Annotated in this window: 12 protein-coding genes; 6 read left to right on the forward strand and 6 right to left on the reverse strand. The window is 68.9% G+C overall.

Going from position 1 to position 18,509, the window contains the following annotated elements:
• Positions 1-197: 197 nt before the first annotated feature.
• Positions 198-2,975 carry a pitrilysin family protein gene (locus tag J5226_RS05905; protein ID WP_215838921.1) on the reverse strand — a complete coding sequence of 926 codons (2,778 nt, stop codon included), beginning with the start codon at positions 2,973-2,975 and terminating at the stop codon, positions 198-200.
• Between the two features lie 103 nt (positions 2,976-3,078).
• On the opposite strand from J5226_RS05905, the gene J5226_RS05910 reads away from it, so the two are divergent.
• Positions 3,079-3,816 (forward strand): pseudouridine synthase, encoded by a 738-nt coding sequence (locus J5226_RS05910; RefSeq protein ID WP_255323009.1) that lies wholly within the window; start codon positions 3,079-3,081, stop codon positions 3,814-3,816.
• 115 nt (positions 3,817-3,931) lie between these two features.
• Here J5226_RS05910 and J5226_RS05915 read toward each other — a convergent pair whose 3' ends face one another.
• Positions 3,932-4,696, reverse strand: coding sequence for a hypothetical protein (locus tag J5226_RS05915; protein ID WP_215838923.1), 765 nt, complete (start codon positions 4,694-4,696; stop codon positions 3,932-3,934).
• Positions 4,697-4,903: 207 nt separating this feature from the next.
• Here J5226_RS05915 and arfB point away from each other — a divergent pair, with 207 nt between their 5' ends.
• Together arfB and J5226_RS05925 are read left to right on the forward strand one after the other, a co-directional pair.
• Positions 4,904-5,308, forward strand: coding sequence for an alternative ribosome rescue aminoacyl-tRNA hydrolase ArfB (gene arfB, locus J5226_RS05920; protein ID WP_215838924.1), 405 nt, complete (start codon positions 4,904-4,906; stop codon positions 5,306-5,308).
• A 22-nt stretch (positions 5,309-5,330) separates the two neighbouring features.
• Positions 5,331-6,011 (forward strand): 1-acyl-sn-glycerol-3-phosphate acyltransferase, encoded by a 681-nt coding sequence (locus tag J5226_RS05925; RefSeq protein ID WP_215838925.1) that lies wholly within the window; start codon positions 5,331-5,333, stop codon positions 6,009-6,011.
• A 363-nt stretch (positions 6,012-6,374) separates the two neighbouring features.
• Here the strand turns inward: J5226_RS05925 and J5226_RS05930 are convergent, their stop codons facing one another.
• On the reverse strand, positions 6,375-7,094 hold the full coding sequence (locus J5226_RS05930; protein WP_215838926.1) for a GntR family transcriptional regulator: 720 nt from the start codon (positions 7,092-7,094) through the stop codon (positions 6,375-6,377).
• A 667-nt stretch (positions 7,095-7,761) separates the two neighbouring features.
• Here J5226_RS05930 and J5226_RS05935 point away from each other — a divergent pair.
• On the forward strand, positions 7,762-10,425 hold the full coding sequence (locus J5226_RS05935) for a collagenase (protein ID WP_215838927.1): 2,664 nt from the start codon (positions 7,762-7,764) through the stop codon (positions 10,423-10,425).
• Positions 10,426-10,632: 207 nt separating this feature from the next.
• Here the strand turns inward: J5226_RS05935 and J5226_RS05940 are convergent, their stop codons facing one another.
• Positions 10,633-11,601: a LysR family transcriptional regulator gene (locus tag J5226_RS05940; RefSeq protein WP_215838928.1), complete on the reverse strand. Its 969-nt coding sequence runs from the start codon at positions 11,599-11,601 to the stop codon at positions 10,633-10,635.
• A 145-nt stretch (positions 11,602-11,746) separates the two neighbouring features.
• Here J5226_RS05940 and aceB point away from each other — a divergent pair, with 145 nt between their 5' ends.
• Positions 11,747-13,369 carry a malate synthase A gene (aceB, locus tag J5226_RS05945; RefSeq protein ID WP_215840335.1) on the forward strand — a complete coding sequence of 541 codons (1,623 nt, stop codon included), beginning with the start codon at positions 11,747-11,749 and terminating at the stop codon, positions 13,367-13,369.
• 160 nt (positions 13,370-13,529) lie between these two features.
• Complete coding sequence (gene aceA / locus J5226_RS05950) at positions 13,530-14,831, forward strand: isocitrate lyase (RefSeq protein WP_215838929.1); 1,302 nt, start codon at positions 13,530-13,532, stop codon at positions 14,829-14,831.
• 53 nt (positions 14,832-14,884) lie between these two features.
• Here aceA and J5226_RS05955 read toward each other — a convergent pair whose 3' ends face one another.
• Positions 14,885-15,931, reverse strand: coding sequence for a PDDEXK nuclease domain-containing protein (locus J5226_RS05955; RefSeq protein ID WP_215838930.1), 1,047 nt, complete (start codon positions 15,929-15,931; stop codon positions 14,885-14,887).
• Between the two features lie 110 nt (positions 15,932-16,041).
• Positions 16,042-18,126: a S9 family peptidase gene (locus J5226_RS05960; protein WP_215838931.1), complete on the reverse strand. Its 2,085-nt coding sequence runs from the start codon at positions 18,124-18,126 to the stop codon at positions 16,042-16,044.
• Positions 18,127-18,509: the final 383 nt, after the last annotated feature.

The following is an 18,509-nucleotide window of genomic DNA, read 5'->3' on the forward strand; positions in this document are numbered from 1 at the left end:
AAGGCGCTTTCCTTGTTTTCGAATCAAGAGCCACTAGGTCCAGCACCGGGCGCGGGGCTGCGCCGTAAGGGGCATCCATGCCCCTACGGCGCACGCGCGCATCCATGCGCGCGCCCTCCGGGGCTTTGGGACGTGTGCTTCGGGTGGGGTTGCGTCAAAGCTAACGGCAACGGCAACGGCAACGGCAACGCGAAGACTTACTTGCTCGCCCCGCTCTTGGCCGCCGCGAAATCGCCCGCCAAATACACGCTGAAATCCTGCGGCTTCAAATGCCGCTTGATCGCCGCGTTCACCGATTCCACCGTCAAGCCCTTGAGCTTCGCGTCCAAGTCCGCGTTGTATTGCATGGTGCGGTCGAAGAACAGGTTGCGGCTCAGCGCCGTCGCCACCGTCGCGTCGGAGGCGCGCGCTTGTTCGCGCTGGGTCAGCAGGCCGGAGACCGCGTCGCGCAGTTCGTCGGCGGCGACGCCGCCGTCGGCCAGTCGGGTCAGTTCCTCGCGCATCGCGCGCTCGACCTTGTCGAGGTTCTGCGGCGCGGCGATGGCCTGTATGCCCCAGCTGCCGGCGTCGTCGCGGCCGTCGCGGCTGTCGTCGGCGGTCAGGCCGCTGCTGACGCCGTAGCTCAGGCCGTCCTTTTGCCGGATGCGGTCGCCCAGGCGCGACTTCATGCCGCCGCCGAGGATGTAGTTGGCCACCGCGAGCGCCGGATAGTCGGGGTCGGTTTCCTTCAAGGCCAGATTGGCCTGCGCCAGCAGCACGCCGTTGGCCTTGTCCGGCGTTTCCAGCCGGCGCTGCTCGGGCGCCACCGCGGTGTAGCGCGTGGCGATGGGCGCGAAGGCGTGGCCGGGCTTCCACGTGGCGAACAGGGTTTGTAGCTGCTGCTTGAGCGCGACGGGATCGAAATCGCCGACCACGGCGATCTCGCCCTCGGCGCTGCCGTAGAACTCGCGGTGGAACGCGCGCAGTTCCTCGAGCTTGGCCGCCTTGATCTGCGCCGCGGTCTCGTCGAGGCTGCGCGCGCTCAGCGGATGCCCGGCCGGCCACGGGTCGAAGTGCTTGGCCATCGCTTGTCCGGCCAATGCTTCGGGTTCCTGGCGCTGGGCCTCCAGGCTGGTGATCGCCTGGCGGCGGTACTGCTCGAATTCGGATTCGGCGAAGGACGGTTCGCGCAGCAGCTTGGCCGCCAGCGCCACCGCTTCGGCGAGCTGATCGCGGCGCGAGTGCAGGCCGATGGAGGCCGATTGCAGGCCGCCGCCGACGCGCGCGGTGGTCTTGAGCGCCTGGAAGCGCGCGTCGATCTGCTCGCGGCTCAGGCCGGCGCCGCCGCGCATCAGCATCGAACCGGTCAAGGCCCCGGCGACTTCGCGCCCGCGCAGCGAATCGACGTCGCCGAAGCGGAAGTTGGCCGAGAAGGTCACGGTGTTGCCGCGGGTCTTCTTCGGCAGCAGCGCGAGCTTGAGGCCGCGGCCGACGCCGGTGTCGAGGACGATGGTCTGGGTGCGCGCCTGAATGTTCGCGGGCGTGGGATCGAATTGTTCGCCGGCTTCGACCGCGGCCTTGCCGACATAGCCCTTGAGCGCGGCGGCCGCGTCGGGCGCTTGCGGGATGTCGACGCGGTCGGGCTTGTCGGTCGGCTCGAACCGGCCCAGGGTGCGGTTGCTCGCGCGCAGGTAAGCGCGCGCGACCCGGTTGACGGCGTCGGCGTCGACCTTTTCCAGCGCGTCGCGGAACTGGAAGTACAAGCGCCAGTCGCCCGCGGCGATCGGGTCGGACAGGCCCATCGCCACGCCGGAGACGTTGGTGTAGGCCTGCTCGTAGGCGTTGCGCATGCGCTGCTTGGCGGCGTCGACTTCGGCCGCGGTCACCGGACGTTCGCCGATGCCTTCCATCTGCGCCAGCAAGGCTTGCTGCGCCTTGGCGACGTCGCCGGTCTTGGACAGCGCGACCTGCGCGCCGAACAGGCCCGGATCGCGCAAGCCGTCGTTGCTGGAGCCGACGCTTTCGGCCAACCCGGATTCCACCAGCGCCTTGTGCAGGCGGCCGCCGGGCACGTGGCCGAGCACTTCGTCGAGCACCGCCAGCGGCGCGGCGTCGGCATGGGTGACGGCGGGGGTGTGGTAGACCGCCATCAGCGCGCGCACGTCGCCGCTGCGGCGCACGGTGACGTCGCGTTCGCCGTCCTGGGCCGGTTCGCGGGTGTAGAACGTCGGCAGCGGCTGCGCCGGTTTGGCGACGCCGGCGAAATGGCGCGCGACCGCGGCGAGGGTGCGCTGCGGATCGATGCGGCCGGCGATCACCAAGGTCGCGTTGTCGGGGCGGTACCAGCCGCGGTAGTAAGCGCGCAGCCGTTCGATCGGCACGTTCTCGACATCGCTGCGCGCGCCGATGGTGCTCTGGCCGTAGTGGTGCCACAGATAGGCGGTGGAGCGCACGCGTTCGTACAGCGCGTTGAACGGGCTGTTTTCGCCGCCCTCCATTTCGTTGCGCACCACGGTCATCTCGCTGTCGAGATCGGCCTTGGCGATGTTGGAGTGGACCATGCGGTCGGCCTCCAGCGCGAGCAGCCAGTCCAGCGCGGCGTCGTCGGCGGGGAAGGAGGCGTAGTAGTCGGTGTGGTCGAGCGTGGTGGTGGCGTTGTAGTCGATGCCGCGCTTCTTCATCTGCGCGGGGATGTCGCGGTGCGTCGGCGTGCCCTTGAACAGCATGTGTTCGAGCAGGTGCGCCATGCCGGTTTCGCCGTAGTTCTCCTGCGCCGAGCCGACCGCGTAGACCAGATTGAGCGTCACTGTCGGCCGGCTGGCGTCGGGGAACAGCAGCACGCGCAGGCCGTTGCTCAGGCGGTATTCGCAAATGCCTTCCACGCACGGGCCGGCGCTGACGCCTTGCGGCGGGCGCGCGGGTTCGGCGCGGGCGCCGGCGAGGACGAGGCTCAAGGCCAGGGCGAGCGGGACGGCGAGGCGGTGCGGTGCGGACATGGAATCTCCGGTAGTGGAATCGTGAGCGGGGCTGCGCCGCCCTCAGCCATAGACGACAATGAGAACAGACCACCCCAGCCGGCGTCCGGCGCGCATGCATCCGATGTTCAGTTCAGACAGTACCCAAACCGATCTCACCGGGAGCGCCGGCGGCCTGCCGGTGCTGTACGCCGATCAGGCCCTGGCCATCATCGACAAGCCGGCGGGGCTGATGGTTCACGACAGCGCGCTGGCGCGCGGCGAGACCGACTTCGCCGCCGACCGCCTGCGCGAGCAGTTCGGCCGGCCGATCTTCCTGGTCCACCGGCTCGACCGCGCCACCAGCGGCTGCCTGCTGCTGGCGTTCGACCGCGACACCGCCTCGGCGCTGGGCAAGGTGCTGATGTCGCGCGAAGTGGAGAAGGATTATCTGGCGGTGTGCCGCGGTTGGCCGGCCGAGGACGCGTTCGAGGTCGATCACGATCTCGACGGCGGGCCGGGCAAGCCGCTCAAGAAGCCGGCGCAGACGCGTTTCGCGGTATTGGCGCGGACCGAGCTGGCGGTGCCCTCGTCGGGCTTCGAGACCTCGCGCTACGCGCTGCTGCGCGCGCAGCCGCTGACCGGGCGCTTCCGCCAGATCCGCCGGCATCTCAAGCATCTTTCGCATCATCTGATCGGCGACACCAGCCACGGCGACGGCCGCCACAACCGCACCTTCCGCATGCTCGGCATCCATCGCATGCTGCTGCACGCGCAGCGGCTGGCGTTCGTGCATCCGCACAGCGGCGAACGGATCGAGGCGACGGCGCCGGCGGATGCGGAACTGGCCAAGGCCTTGGCCTTGTTCGAACGCGAAGCCTAGGCCGCGGCCGCGCCGGGCCGAAAAACCTCGGGCCCGAATGCTTCCCGCGACTTCACGGGAAGGCCTTCAGGCCCGATGCGTTTGGAGCCGTTCGCGGCGAGTCCGCCCGCCGCGCTCAGGGTTTGCGGGGCGGCTGCTGGTAGTAGTAGGTGTTGCCCTGGACCTGCACGCGCGGCCCGATCGAACGCTGGATCGCGGCGTTGGTGATGTCCTGCAGCAGCGCGCCGCCGAGCGAGCGGCCGACCGAGGACTGCGGCGGCGCGTAACCGCCCTGGGCGCCGTAGGCCTGCTGCGGATAGCCGCTTTGGTACTGCGGCGGCGGGGTTTGCGCGGGCGCTTGGCCGTAAGCCTGCTGGTAGAGCCGGTCGTACTCGCTCTGCGGCGCGCGCGGCGCTTGCTGATATTGCTGCTGGTACTGCGGCTGCGCCTGAGACGCGCCGGCGGCGCGCGCGCGGTTCTGCTCGGCGGCCAGTTGCTCCAGCACGTAGCGGCCTTCCGGCGATTGCTGCAATTGCTGGATCGAGCGCGCATCGAGCTGCGGCTGCGCGTTGCCGTAGGCCGCGCCCGCGCCCTGGCTGGGCATGCGGTCCATGGCGTTCTGCATCTGGTGCAGGGCCTGGGTCTGGAGCTGATTGAACTGGCCGAGGATGCGCTGATCGGTGGCGTTGGCCGGGCGGCCGACCAGATTCTCGGCGATGGCCTGGGCCGAGCGGGTCATTTGCCGCTGGAACACCGGGTTGTCGATGCGGTTGTTGACGTTGGCCGGGTCGTAGCGCTGATCGACGACCTGGGCGCCGGCGGCGGGCGACGCCGCGCATGCCGCCGCCAGGGCCAGGACGGCCGGCCAGCGCGGCGCGGACGGACGGGACGGGCGTTTCATGCGGGTTCCTCCTTGGATCGCGCGGAGTCGGGCCGCGCTCGCGGACGGCCATGGTCCCCCCGCGGCGCCGGCCGCGTCAACGATGCGGGCACGACATGGCGCCATCGCGCCGGCAACGTCGCCCAATCCGCACGCTGCGCGACGGCCGTAGAACCGCCGTCATGGACGAACGCCCGGCGCCGACTACAATCGCCGGCGGAGGAGAGCATGACCATCACCATTCCCGAGGCGGAATTGGTCGAACGCTTCGTGCGGTCGACCGGCCCCGGCGGGCAGAACGTCAACAAAGTCGCCACCGCGGTGGAATTGCGCTTCGACGTCGCCCAGTCGCCGTCGTTGCCCGAGGCCGTGCGCGAGCGCTTGCTGGCCAAGCGCGACCGGCGCGTGACCAACGACGGCGTGCTGGTCATCAGCGCCCAACGTTTCCGCACCCAGGAACGCAACCGCGAGGACGCGCGCGAGCGTCTGGCCGCGTTCGTCGACAGCGGCCTGCGCGCGCCCAAGCCGCGCGTGGCCACCAAACCCAGCCGCGCCGCCAAGGAACGCCGTCTCGGCGCCAAGCGCGAGCGCGGCCAGACCAAACGCGGACGCTCGCAACGCGAGTGGGACTGACCCGCGAGACCACGGAGACTGCATGTCAGCCGAACCCGACGCTCCTCACGACAGCACGCCGCACGGCTCGCCCCACGCCAAGCTCCAGCATCCGCCGGGCGCGCCCGACGGTTCGATCGTGCTGCCGTTGCCGCCCAACGTGCCGCGGGTCAAGCGCAGCCGGCTGGCCCAGTGGATCGGCCGCACCATCCTGCGGCTGGGCGGTTGGCGCATGGTCGGCCAGTTTCCCGACATCCCGCGCGCGGTGCTGATCGGCCTTCCGCATTCGTCCAACTGGGACGGCGTGTGGGCGTTCGCGGCCAAGGCGGCGATGGGCTTGAACGTCAACATCATCGCCAAGGAATCGCTGTTCAAGGTGCCGGTGGTGGGCTTCATGCTGCGCCGCTTCGGGGTGATCCCGATCAACCGCAGCGCCGCGCACGGGGTGATCGATCAGGCCGTGGCGATGATCAAGGGCGCGGAGAAGTTCTGGCTCGGCATCGCGCCGGAAGGCACGCGCAAGCGGGTGGAGAAGTGGAAGGCGGGTTTTTGGAAGATCGCCAAGAGCGCCGATGTGCCGGTGGTGCTGGCGTATTTCCATTATCCCGACAAGGTGATCGGGATCGGGCCGGCGTTCCAGTTGGGCGAGGATATGGACGCGGATATGCGGCGGATTCGGGAGTATTGCCGGCCGTTTATTGGGAAGAATCGCGGGACGACGTAGGGCGGCGCGATGCGGTCGGGGTGGGGTGCGGCGGAGACGCTGTTTGAGGGATGTGTTTGGGGGCGCTGAAGTGCCGGGCCGGAGTGGCGGGGCTTTGGGGTGGTTCGGCGGGGCTGCGTTGCTTCGGTTGGTTTCCGTCGTCGTCTCGGCGCGCGGCGGAGGCGCCGCTTAAGTCAGGTTTCGGCGGGCGCTGAGGTGTCGGGCCGTGGGGGCGTGGCTTCGGGTGGTTGCGGCGGGGCTGCGTTGCTTCGGTTGGTTCCCGTCGTCGCCTCGGCGCGCGGCGGATGCGCCGCTTAAGTAAGGTTTCGGTGGGCGCTGAGGTTTCGGGCCGTGGGGGCGTTGCTTCGGGTGGTTTCGGCGGAGCTACGTAGCTTCGGTTGGTTCCCTCCGCCGCCTAGGCGCACGACGGAAATCCGGCAGCAGCGGCCCGGTGTCGGGAATCTGTTCGAGCTGCACGCGCAGGTCGTGCAGGGTGGTGAGGATGTGGGTCGACAGCAATTGATCGACCACCGCCGCGTCGCGCTGCAGCCACGCGTCGAGGATGGCCTGATGCTCGTGCGCCGCGCGCGCCTCGCGTCCGGCCGGTTCCAGGTGCTTGCGCACGTAGCGCTCGGCCAGCACCTGCAGGCGTTCGACCAGCTGCGCGGTGATCTGGCGCCCGCCCGGGCCGACCAGGGCCAAGTGGAAGGCGCGGTTGTAGCGCACCCCGGCGTGCGGATCGTCGTGGCCGGCCTGCTCCAGCGCGCGCAGCGCGGCGCGGGCGGTTTCCTGGTCGGACTCGGTGGCGGCCAGGCAGGCCTGGGCGGCGGCTTCCGGTTCGATCTTCAGGCGCAGCGCGAACACTTCCTCGGCCTCGGTCGAGGTCAGCGGCGGCACGAAAAAGCCGCGGTTCGGGTGCGAGGACAGCAGGCCTTGTTCCTCCAGCCGGCTCAGCGCCTCGCGCAGCGGGATCTTGCTGATGCCCAGTTCCTCGGCCAGCAATTCCTGGCGGATCGGCGCCAGCGGCGGGATCTGGGTCGAGAGAATGCGCTCGCGCACCACTTCGAAGGCTTGGTCGGACAGCGAACGCGGCAGGATGCTCATGCGGCCAGTCTATCCAAGGCTTGCGCCGGAATTGTGGCGGCGTTCGCGTCTGCGCCGCGAGCGAGCGTGAGCGGCTTAGTACTTTAGTGGGATGGGCTTCGCAAAAGCGCGCCGAACGCACTTTGAGCGTGCCGGATGGCTCGCCGATGAGCGGCAAGCAGGCGGTTCAGAGCTACCACCGCAGTCACGGAATCGGCAGAGATTCCGCACATATCGTATACGGTATACCGATTAGCAGCCTTTGATGTAGCGCCGATGACAGCCCGTCTGACAGCGCTCGGGGCCGCGGCCGATCGGTAGCCCGCGGCCGTCAGGGGCGGCCGTCGTCGACGCAGCGCATGCCGGGTTCGGCCTTGGGCCGGCCGAGCCGGCGCGCGCGCGCGCGGCGCGGCCGGGCGGCGCGCAGCTCATGAGCGCAGACGGGACGGACGCGGCGACGCGGCCGCACGGGACTGCGCGTCCCGCGCGCAGCCGCCCGCGCCCGTTGCCGACCCATTGCCGCCCAGCGCATCGCCGTTCCGCACTTGGAAACCCGGGCCGTGTCGTACCGAGCGGCCGGCCCCGTCACGCCACCGTCGTCCGATTCGTCCCGGCCGCTTCCGGTTCTCCGGGCGTCGCCGCGCACCGCGCGGCCGCCGCGGCCGTCCTTCCTTCAAGGAGATTCGCGATGTCTTTCGTTTTCCGTCCGGGCCCGTTGCGGGCCCTCATCGCCGGCACGCTCGCCGGCACCGCCGCGCTCGCGGTGTTCGCCAGCGTCGCCCTGCCGTCCGCGTTCGACGCGGCGCCGTCCGCCGCGCCGGTGGCTGCCGCGACCGCACCGTCGACGTTGTCGGCCGCCGCGCCGTCGCTGGGTTACCGCGCCGCCGCCGCGCCGTTCGCCGCTTCGCGCGCCGCCGCCGTCGGCGACGCGCGCAAGCAGCCGGCGACCGAACGCCAGTTGTTCGGCGATCACCGCCAGCCGCATTCGCTCGCACCGACCCAACGCGCGCCGCAACAGCCCGCGCTGCCCGACCGCGCCGACAGCGCCTACGACGGCGCCGAACTGCGCCGCGATCCGCTCAAGCGTCCGTCGCTGGTCTCGTTCGCGCGCACGGCGAAAGCCGCCGCGGCCTGCGATCCCAACAGCTTCGGCTCGCTCAGCGGCAACGCGCTGGCTTCGGCGGTGCGCGCCGCCGCGCCGGATTGCATCAACCAGTTGTTCGGCTTGAGCGGCAGCCAGGCCTATGCGACGTTCCGCGAAGCGCAGATGGTCAGCGTCGCCGACGCGCTGACCGCGTCGGCGCGCGCCTACGACGGCAGCAACGCCGGCGGCACGCTGCAGCTGGTGCTGTTCCTGCGCGCCGGCTACTACGTGCAGTTCTACGACAGCGCGGTCGGCAGCTACGGCGCCGCGTTGCGCGACGCGGTGCGTCCGGCGCTGGACGCGTTCGCGGCCAACGCGAACTTCGGCCGCATCGACGACACCCACGGCGAGATCCTGGCCGAGTACGTGACCCTGATCGACAGCGCCACCGAGAACGCGCGCTATCTGTACGTGGTCAAGCGCCTGCTCGACAGTTACGACAGCCGCTTCGACGCGTTCTATTGGATGAAGGTTGCGGTCAACAACGCCTACACGGTGACCTTCCGCGGGCATCAGGACACCGCGTTCCGCACCCTGGTGCAGTCCGACACCTCCATCGTCGACACGCTGTACAACTTCGCCAACCGCAACTTCGCTCTTCTGGGAACCGACCGCGCGTATCTGGTCTCCAACGCCGGCCGCGAAATGGCGCGCTTCCTGCAATACGACGGCGCGCTCAAGACCCTGGCGCGTTCGCGCTCGAAGGCCTTGCTCGACCGCAGCTCGATCACCGGCGCCACCGCGCGGCTGTGGGTCGGCATCGGCGACATGGCGCAGTATTACGACGCTGGCAACTGCGCCTACTACGGCCTGTGCGATTTCGTGCCGCGCCTGGAAGCCGCCGCGCTGCCGATCCGCCACACCTGCAGCGCCACCCTGACCTTGCGCGCGCAGCAGATGAGCGCCGCGGAACTGGCCAGCGCCTGCGCCACCGTGGCCGGGCAGGAAGCCTACTTCCACCGCGAGCTCGCCACCGGCGGCGTGCCGGTCGCCGGCGACAACAACGCCAGCCTGGAAATGGCGGTGTTCGACAGCAGCGACGATTACGGCATCTACGCCGGCGCGATCTTCGGCATCGACACCAACAACGGCGGCATGTACCTGGAAGGCAATCCCTCGGCGCCGGGCAATCAGGCGCGTTTCATCGCCTATGAAGCCGAGTGGGTGCGTCCGACCTTCGAGATCTGGAACCTCACCCACGAGTACGTGCACTACCTCGACGGCCGCTTCGACATGTGGGGCGACTTCAAGGCGGCGATGAAGCAAAAGACCGTGTGGTGGGTCGAAGGCTTCGCCGAGTATCTGTCGTACCAGTATCGACAGGTCGCCAACGACGGCGCCATCGCCGAAGCCGCGCGCGGCACGTATGCGCTCAGCACGATCTACGCCAACGACTACGACAGCGGCACCAACCGGGTCTATCGCTGGGGTTATCTGGCGGTGCGCTTCATGTTCGAGCAGCGGCGCGATCAGGTGAACGCGATCCTGGCGCGCTTCCGTCCGGGCGATTACACCGGCTACGCGACCTACATGGCCGGCATCGGCCAGAGCAACGACGCCGCGTTCAAGGCCTGGCTGCCGTGCGTGGCCGATCCGGCCGGCAGCGGCTGCGGCGGCACGCCGAACCAGCCGCCGGCGGCGAACTTCAGCGCGACCGCGAGCGGCTTGAGCGTGAGCTTCACCGACACCTCCAGCGACAGCGACGGCCGCATCGTTTCGCGCAGCTGGAACTTCGGCGACGGCACTGCCTCGACCGCGGCCAACCCGAGCAAGACCTACGCGGCGGCGGGCAGTTACACGGTGACGCTGACGGTGACCGACGATCGCGGCGCCACCGCGACGGCGACGCGCGCGGTGAGCGTCAGCGATCCGGGCCTGCCGACCTGCGGCGGCAGCGACGCGCGCATGCTCGACCGCAACTGCTCGCGCAGCAACGTCTCGGCCACGGCGGGCAACTATGCGTACTTCTATCTGTACCTGCCGGCGGGCGTGAGCCAGTTGCGCATCGATACCGCGGGCGGCAGCGGCAACGCCGACCTGTACGTCAGCGCCGGCAACTGGCCGTCGCGCGAGTCGCACCAGTACCGCTCGACCAACGCCGGCAACGGCGAGTCGGTGACCTTCGCCAATCCGCCGGCGGGCTACGTGTACGTGGCGGTGCATGCGGCGAGCGCGTTCTCCGGCGTGAAGGTGAGCGCGCGCTACTGATCGCGATTCGTTGAGGTTTTTCCGGGCGGTCTGCCCTCACCCCAACCCCTCTCCCGCTTGCGGGAGAGGGGCTTTTTGTCGGCGGCAGCGTTGTAGCGATCGCCGCCTGTAGGAGCGGCGTGAGCCGCGACCGCGACACCGCGTTTACGACGCAAGCGTGCGGCCCCGCAGTCGCGGCTCACGCCGCTCCTACAGGCAGCAAACCGATCAGCGATCCGATTGGCCGGTCGCGTAGTAATCCCCGCGCTCGAACAGCGCCGGCTGGATCAACTCGGTGAACGCCCGCGCCTGCGGCGACAAATACTTGCCCTTGCGTACCACCACGCCATAGCTGCGTGACGGGAAATACTCCGCCAGCGAGCGCGCCGACAGCCTCGCGCGATCGGCCTCGGTCAGGCAGATCGCGGTGACGATGCTGATCCCCAAGCCCATCGCCACGTATTGCTTGATCACCTCCCAACCGCCGACTTCCAACGCCACGGTGTAGGGCACGCGGTTCTGCTGGAACACCAGATCGACCATGCGGTAGGTGGTCAGGCGCTGCGGCGGCAGGATCAGGCCGTACGGGCTCAAGTCCTGCAGGGTCAGCGTGTCGAGCTTGGCCAGCGGGTGGTCGCGCGGCGCGATCAGCATCGGCTCGAAGCGGTAGACCGGGGCGTAGCTGAGGTCGCCGGGCACGTCGAGCATCGAGCCCACGGCCAGATCGACGCCGTCGGAGCGCAGCAGGTCGAGCCCGCCGGCGCCGGTGACGTTGTGCAGGGTCAGCCGCACCTCGGGGTGGGCGGCGCGGAAGGCTTCGACGATCTTCGGCAGCAGATAAAGGATGGTCGAGCTGCCGGCGGCGACGTTGAGCTCGCCCGCGTCCAGGCCGCGGATGCGTTCGCGGAACACGCCTTCCAGCCCGTCCAGGCCTTCGACCAGGGGGCGGGCCAGCTCGTACAGCGCCTCGCCCTCGCGGGTGAGGCTCAGCCGGCGGCCGCTGCGCTCGAGCAGGCGCACGCCCATTTCCCGTTCCAGCGCCTGCAACTGCAGCGTCACCGCCGGCTGACTGAGGTAAAGAGCCTCAGCCGCACGTGAGACCGAACCCAGGCGCGCGGTTTGGCAGAACGCCCGCAGCGGCTTGAGCTTGTCGCTTTTGTATGCAAATCGCGGACTTAGCGAGCGCGTCGAAGTCACATGAATTCAATATATAAGCTTAGCAAATGATATGCATTGAAAAAACTTGATTGTCAAATACAAGACGCAGCCGCATGGTCTGACTCCAGGGACACGCTCGCTGGGAGCGGTCCTCCCCCACAGGAGTCGCAACATGTCGGCAGTCATGACGCAGTGGCAGGACCCCCGCCCCGGGCAACGCGGGCCGGGCGAAGGCATCGAGCTCAGCGGCCGCGCCGCCGGCCAGGAGCAGGTGCTGACCCCGGCCGCCCTGGAATTCCTGGCCGAGCTGCACCGCCGTTTCGAACCCGCCCGCCAAGCCCGGCTGGCCGCGCGCCGCGAGCGCCAGGCCTTCTTCGACGCCGGCGGCCGGCCCGATTTCCGCGCCGACACCGCCGCGATCCGCGCCGGCAAGTGGCGCGTCGCCCCGCTGCCGGCGGCGCTGCTCGACCGCCGGGTCGAGATCACCGGCCCGGTCGACCCGAAGATGGTCATCAACGCGCTGAACTCCGGCGCCAAGGTGTACATGGCCGACTTCGAGGACAGCACCTCGCCGACCTGGGCCAATCTCATCGCCGGCCAGCGCGCGCTCGCCGCCGCGGTCGCCGGCACCCTCGAATTCGCCGCGCCCGACACCGGCAAGCGCTACGCGCTCAAGCCGTTCGAGCAGCAGGCCGTGCTGATGGTGCGCCCGCGTGGCTGGCACCTGGACGAAAAGCATCTGCGCGTCGACGGCGCGCCGGTCTCCGGCGGCCTGTTCGACCTGGGCCTGTTCGCGTTCCACAACGCCGCCGCGCTCGCCGCCAAGGACCGCGGCCCGTACTTCTACCTGCCCAAGCTGCAGTCGATGGAAGAAGCGCAGCTGTGGAACGACGCGCTCGACCACATCGAGCGCGAGCTGGAACTCGAGCCGGGTTCGATCAAGGTCACCGTGCTGATCGAAACGCTGCCGGCCGTGTTCGAGATGGACGAAATCCTGCACGCGCTGCGCACCCGCATCGCCGGCTTGAACTGCGGCCGCTGGGACTACGTGTTCTCCTACCTCAAGACCTTCCGCGCGCACCGCGACAAGCTGCTGCCCGAGCGCGGTCAGGTCACCATGACCCAGCCGTTCCTGCGCGCCTACTCCGAACTGCTGATCCAGACCTGCCACAAGCGCGGCGCGCACGCGATGGGCGGCATGGCCGCGCAAATTCCGATCAACGGCGACGAAGCCGCCAACGAGGCCGCGCTGGCCAAGGTGCGCGCGGACAAGCTGCGCGAAGTCACCGCCGGCCACGACGGAACCTGGGTCGCGCATCCGGCGCTGATCCCGCTGGCGATGCGCATCTTCGACGAGCGCATGCCGACCCCGCACCAGCAGCACGTGCTGCGCGAGGACGTGCTGATCATCGCCGAAGACCTGATCAAGCCCTCGTTCGGCACGATCACCCGCGCCGGGTTCGAGGGCAACGTCGAAGTCTGCGTGCGCTATCTGGCCGCGTGGCTCGACGGCAGCGGCTGCGTGCCGATCCATTGGCTGATGGAAGACGCCGCCACCGCCGAAATCGCCCGCACCCAGTTGTGGCAGTGGCTGCATGCGCCCTCGCTGTTCCTCGACGACGGCACGCCGGTCGATTTCGCCCTGCTCGAACGCGCGCTGATCGGCCTGCCGAGCAAGTTCGCCGACCGCGCCGCGCTGCCGGGCGGGGCCAAGCTCGACGAGGCCATCGCGATGCTCGACGAACTCACTCACGCCACGACGCTGGCCGAGTTCCTGACCCTGCCGGCCTACGAACGCATCGATTGATCCCTGTAGGAGCGGCGCGAGCCGCGACCGCGAAACGTCGCTGGCGACGCGAGCTTGAAATCCCGCGGTCGCGACTCGCGTCGCTCCTACAGACGGACCCCGAACACCCGCCTCACCTCATCCCCACGTCGTTACGACCCACACGCAAGGAATCGATGTCATGAGCCACCCGCTGCCGACCGCCGACCAACTGCGCCACGAATGGGCCACCGACCCGCGCTGGAACGGCATCACCCGCCCGTACTCCGCCGAGGACGTGGTGCGCCTGCGCGGCACCGTGCCGGTCGAACATTCCATCGCCAAGCTCGGCGCCAACAAGCTGTGGACGTCGCTGCACACCGAGGACTTCGTCAACGCGCTCGGCGCGCTGACCGGCAATCAGGCCATGCAGCAGGTCAAGGCCGGCTTGAAGGCGATCTATCTGTCGGGCTGGCAGGTCGCCGCCGACGCCAACATCGCCGGCGAGATGTACCCCGACCAGTCGCTGTATCCGGCCAACTCGGTGCCGCAGGTCGTGCGCCGGATCAACAACACGCTGCTGCGCGCCGATCAGATCCAGTGCGCCGAAGGCACCGGCGACATCGACTTCCTGCAGCCCATCGTCGCCGACGCCGAGGCCGGTTTCGGCGGCGTGCTCAACGCGTTCGAGCTGATGAAGGGCATGATCGAGGCCGGCGCCTCGGGCGTGCACTTCGAGGATCAGCTGGCTTCGGTGAAGAAGTGCGGCCACATGGGCGGCAAGGTGCTGGTGCCGACCCGCGAGGCGGTGGAAAAGCTCGTCGCCGCGCGTCTGGCCGCCGACGTCATGGGCGTGCCGACCTTGATCGTCGCGCGCACCGACGCCGAAGCCGCCGACCTGCTGACCAGCGACGTCGACCCGAACGACCAGCCCTTCGCCACCGGCGAGCGCACCGTCGAAGGTTTCTACAAGACCCGCAACGGCCTCGACCAAGCGATCAGCCGCGGCCTCGCCTACGCGCCTTACGCCGATCTGGTGTGGTGCGAAACCGGCAAGCCCGACCTGGAATTCGCGCGCAAGTTCGCCGAAGCCATCCATGCCAAGTTCCCGGGCAAGCTGCTGGCCTACAACTGCTCGCCGAGCTTCAACTGGAAGAAGAACCTGGACGACGCGACCATCGCCAAGTTCCAGAAGGAAATCGCGTCCTACGGTTACAAGTTCCAGTTCATCACCCTGGCCGGTTTCCACAGCCTCAACTACGGCATGTTCAACCTCGCCCACGGCTACGCGCGCCGCCAGATGAGCGCGTTCGTGGAGTTGCAGGAAGCCGAGTTCGCCGCCGCCGAAAAGGGCTTCACCGCGGTCAAGCACCAGCGCGAAGTCGGCACCGGCTACTTCGACGCGGTGACCCAGACGATCCAGGGCGGGCAGTCCTCGACCGTGGCGTTGAAGGGGTCGACCGAGGAGGAACAGTTCCACGAGTCGAAGAAGGTCGCGGCCTGAAGCGCGCGGCGTAAGGTTCGACACGAAGGGCCCCGCGGGGCCCTTCGTCGTTTTCAGGCGTTGTCGCGCAGCCGCTTGAGGTCGGCCGCGGTCGGCAAGGCCTTGCGCAGTCGCGCCGGCAGGGCAGCGGAGAGTTTGTACTCGGCCACACCCACGGGCTTGAGCGAGTCGCGCAGCGCGTATTCGACCACGATGCGGTTGCGGCTCTTGCACAGCACGATGCCGATGGTCGGCTGGTCGTCGGCATGCCGAAGCGTGTCGTCGATGGCGGAAAGGTAGAAGTTCATCTTGCCGGCGAACTCGGGCTTGAACTCCTCCATCTTCAGCTCGAAGACCACGAAGCAGCGTAGGTGCAGGTGATAGAACAGCAGGTCGAGGAAGTAATCCTGGCCGCCGATGTCCAGGGGGTATTGATTGCCGACGAAGGCGAAACCCTTGCCCAGTTCCATGATCAGCGAACGCAGGTGGTCGATCAGTCCGCGTTCGAGATCGCGCTCTTGGGCTTGGGGGCCGAGCGAGAGGAAATCGAAACTGTAAGGGTCTTTGACGATCTGCTGCGCGAGTTCGGACTGCCGCGTCGGCAGCGTGCGCGAAAAATTGGTCAGCGCCTTGCCTTGGCGGGCATACAAACCGCTATCGATCTGGTGCAGCAAGACGGTACGGCCCCAGCCGTGCTCGATCGCCTGGCGCGCGTACCATTCGCGCTCTTCGGCGGATTTGACCGCTTCGATCAGACGCAGATTGTTGCCCCAGGGCAATTGTGCAACAACCTGTTGCACAATTGCCGCGTCCGGCCAGGCCTCGGCGAAACTGCGCATATATTTGAGGTTTCGCGCCGAAAAGCCGGTCATTTCGGGGAACGCGCGGCTCAGGTCGGCGGCGAGCCGGTCGATGGTCTTGGCGCCCCAGCCCTCGCGCTCCTGCCGGGCGAGGATGTCGCGCCCTATGCTCCAGTACAGCACGATCAACTCGCGGTTGACCGACAGCGAGGCCCTGAGCCGGGCCTGGCCGACGCGTTGTTTGATCTCGTCCAGCAACGTGGCGTAACCGCGTGGGGCGCGGATCGTGGGGGTGGTGGAAGCGGTTTGTTTGCGCGGCATGACGAACCGCATCGGATCGTGGCGCCGATAGCGGACGCGGCGCCTTGCGTGCCCGCCGACGCCGGCGCCGTAGGCCGCCGCCCAGGAGGGCGACGGCGCGCGCGGCTCGCTTACTTCTTCACTTCCTGCGTGTGCGTCTTCAACGCCGCCTCCAACCCCTGCACCCCTTCGGCGCCCGCCGGCACGGTGATGCTGGAACCCTTGAAGTCCGCACCGATCGGCTGCGCGCGTCCGCCCAGGCACTGGGCGAGGAAACCCTCGGCCACCGCGGTGAACGCCATCGAGTTCTCCGGGCGGGCGAAGCCGTGGCCTTCGTCGGGGAACAGCACGTAGGTGACCGGGATGTTCTTCTTGCGCATCGCCTCGACGATCTGGTCGCTCTCGGCTTGATTGACGCGCGGGTCGTTGGCGCCCTGGCCGATCAGCAGCGGTTTGTCGATCTGGTCGACCCGGGTGATCGGCGAGCGTTCGGCCAGTTGCTTGCGGCCGGCTTCGGTGCGCGGGTCGCCCATGCGCCGGGCGAACTGTTCGAAGATGCTGGCCCAGTAGGGCGGGATGGTCTTGAGCAGGGTTTCCAGGTTGGACGGGCCGACGATATCGACGCCGCACTTGAACGCGTCGGGGGTGAAGGTCAGGCCGACCAGCGTGGCGTAGCCGCCGTAGCTGCCGCCCATGATCGCGACGTTCTCCTTCGTACTCACGCCCTGTTTCACCGCCCACTGCGCGGCGTCGATCAGGTCGTCGTGCATCTTGCCGGCCCATTCGCCGTCGCCGGCGTTGATGAAGTTCTTGCCGAAGCCGGTGGAGCCGCGGTAATTCACCCGCAGCGAGGCGTAGCCGCGGTTGGCCAGCCACTGCGCGTAGGCGTGGTAGCCGTAGTAGTCGCGCGCCCACGGGCCGCCGTGGACGAACAGCACCAGCGGCACCGGGCGGTCGGGGTTGCCGTCGCGGTCGGCGTCGGCGTTCTTGGGCAGGCTGAGGTAGCTGACCAAGGTCTTGCCGTCGCGCGAGGGGATCTCGACCGGCCACATCGGCACCAAGGGCTGGCCGTCCAGCGCCGGGCGGGTGGAGAACAAGCGGGTCAGCGTCGGCTCGGCGCCGCCACGGCGATACACGTAGGTGGTGCCCGGCGCTTCGGCGGCGCCGTAGGAGACCACCCAGGTCTTGTCGTCGAGGCTGCGCGAATCCACCGACACGTCGCCGTCGCCGAGCTTTCGCTGCAGCCATTGCAGGTCCTTGCCGATCGCCGGATCCAAGGCTTTCCACTGTTGCCGCAGGTAATAGACCGACGCGGCCTGGATGCGGTCGCTGGACGGATCGGCGAGCGAACGGCCGACATCGGCGCGCGCGTCTTCCAGCAACAAGGTCTTCTTGCCGTCGGCGTCGAGCGCGTACAGCGCCGCGGTGTCGCGGCCGCGCGAGTCGGTCATGTACAAGGTGCGGCCGTCGTCGGTGTAGCCGTCGTACTCGGTGGTCTGGCTGTCCTCGAAGGGAATCGTGTCGACCACCTTCCAGCCGCCCTGGCCGTCGGCGGCGAGCAATTCGCCGCCGCCGTCCTCGCGCGCGCGGGTGGCGCGGCCGACCTTCAGATCGCCGTCGGCGAGATAGCCGGAGAAGCGCTCGCTGTTGCGCAAGACCAACTTGCGCTGGCCGCTGGCGAGGTCGACTTCGTACAAGTCGTGCCACTTCGCGTCGCGGTCGTTCATGCCGACCAGGATGCGGTCGGGGTGGCGGTGGGCGAGGCGGACCAGATTGGCGCGGGTCTTGGGATAGGCGGTGAGGTCGCGCGCCGCGCCGGGCTTGGCCACGTCGACCGCGTAGAGATGGAAGTTCTCGTCGCCGCCGCTGTCGCGCGTATACAGCAGCGTCCCGCTGCGGTAGCTCCAGGTGTAGTTGCGGATGCCGCGCGCGGCGTCGTCGGTGACCGCGCGCGCCTGGGCCGGGTCGTCCACCGGCGCCACCCACACGTTCATGACGCCCTTCACCGGCGCCAGCCAGCTCAGGTAGCGGCCGTCGGGGCTGAGCGCGGCGGCGCTGCGTTCGGGGTTGCCGAACAGGGCCGAGCGCGGGATCAGCGCGGTGTCGGCCGACGCCGCGTCGGCGGCGAGCGCCGGGGCGGCGGGCAGGGCGGCGAGCAGGGCCAGAGCGAGCGCCGCGGGCGACAGGCGCGGGCGGCGGTGCGGACGTGCGGGCATGGGCGGTTCTCCGTTTCCGTGACAGGTCGGGGTCGAGTATGAACAGCATCGGGCCCGGGCCGAGCAGTGCCGAAGGCCATGCCGGGGCCGATATGAATGCGACCGGGTCTGCGTCGCGCACCTGTTGCGCCGCTGCAACGCCGCCGTCGCGCCCCGGCGCGAACAGCGGGATTACACTCGCGGCCGAACAGGGGGAGATGTGCGATAGGGCGCGGCTGAGCGTGGCCGTTCCTGCCCCCTGGCGGCGTTAGTTGCTCAGACTCAGGTGCTATCCTGCCGTCAAAGTTCCACAGGGGAAGTGGGGCGCGGGGAGATCGGGATGAATCGCGATATGGCGGCGCCTTCGGTGGGCCGCGACACCGACAATTCGACAGCGACCGCGG

Source organism: Lysobacter sp. K5869, assembly GCF_018847975.1.
GTDB lineage: Bacteria > Pseudomonadota > Gammaproteobacteria > Xanthomonadales > Xanthomonadaceae > Lysobacter.

What these genes read in the sequence shown, in the direction of transcription:
- J5226_RS05910 (WP_255323009.1), top strand. Translation starts at nt 3,079, where the DNA reads ATGTTCAGTTCAGACAGTACCCAAACCGATCTCACCGGGAGCGCCGGC.
- J5226_RS05930 (WP_215838926.1), bottom strand. Translation starts at nt 7,094, where the DNA reads ATGAGCATCCTGCCGCGTTCGCTGTCCGACCAAGCCTTCGAAGTGGTG.
- J5226_RS05925 (WP_215838925.1), top strand. Translation starts at nt 5,331, where the DNA reads ATGTCAGCCGAACCCGACGCTCCTCACGACAGCACGCCGCACGGCTCG.
- aceB (WP_215840335.1), top strand. Translation starts at nt 11,747, where the DNA reads ATGACGCAGTGGCAGGACCCCCGCCCCGGGCAACGCGGGCCGGGCGAA.
- J5226_RS05960 (WP_215838931.1), bottom strand. Translation starts at nt 18,126, where the DNA reads ATGCCCGCACGTCCGCACCGCCGCCCGCGCCTGTCGCCCGCGGCGCTC.
- J5226_RS05915 (WP_215838923.1), bottom strand. Translation starts at nt 4,696, where the DNA reads ATGAAACGCCCGTCCCGTCCGTCCGCGCCGCGCTGGCCGGCCGTCCTG.
- J5226_RS05955 (WP_215838930.1), bottom strand. Translation starts at nt 15,931, where the DNA reads ATGCCGCGCAAACAAACCGCTTCCACCACCCCCACGATCCGCGCCCCA.
- aceA (WP_215838929.1), top strand. Translation starts at nt 13,530, where the DNA reads ATGAGCCACCCGCTGCCGACCGCCGACCAACTGCGCCACGAATGGGCC.
- arfB (WP_215838924.1), top strand. Translation starts at nt 4,904, where the DNA reads ATGACCATCACCATTCCCGAGGCGGAATTGGTCGAACGCTTCGTGCGG.
- J5226_RS05935 (WP_215838927.1), top strand. Translation starts at nt 7,762, where the DNA reads ATGTCTTTCGTTTTCCGTCCGGGCCCGTTGCGGGCCCTCATCGCCGGC.
- J5226_RS05905 (WP_215838921.1), bottom strand. Translation starts at nt 2,975, where the DNA reads ATGTCCGCACCGCACCGCCTCGCCGTCCCGCTCGCCCTGGCCTTGAGC.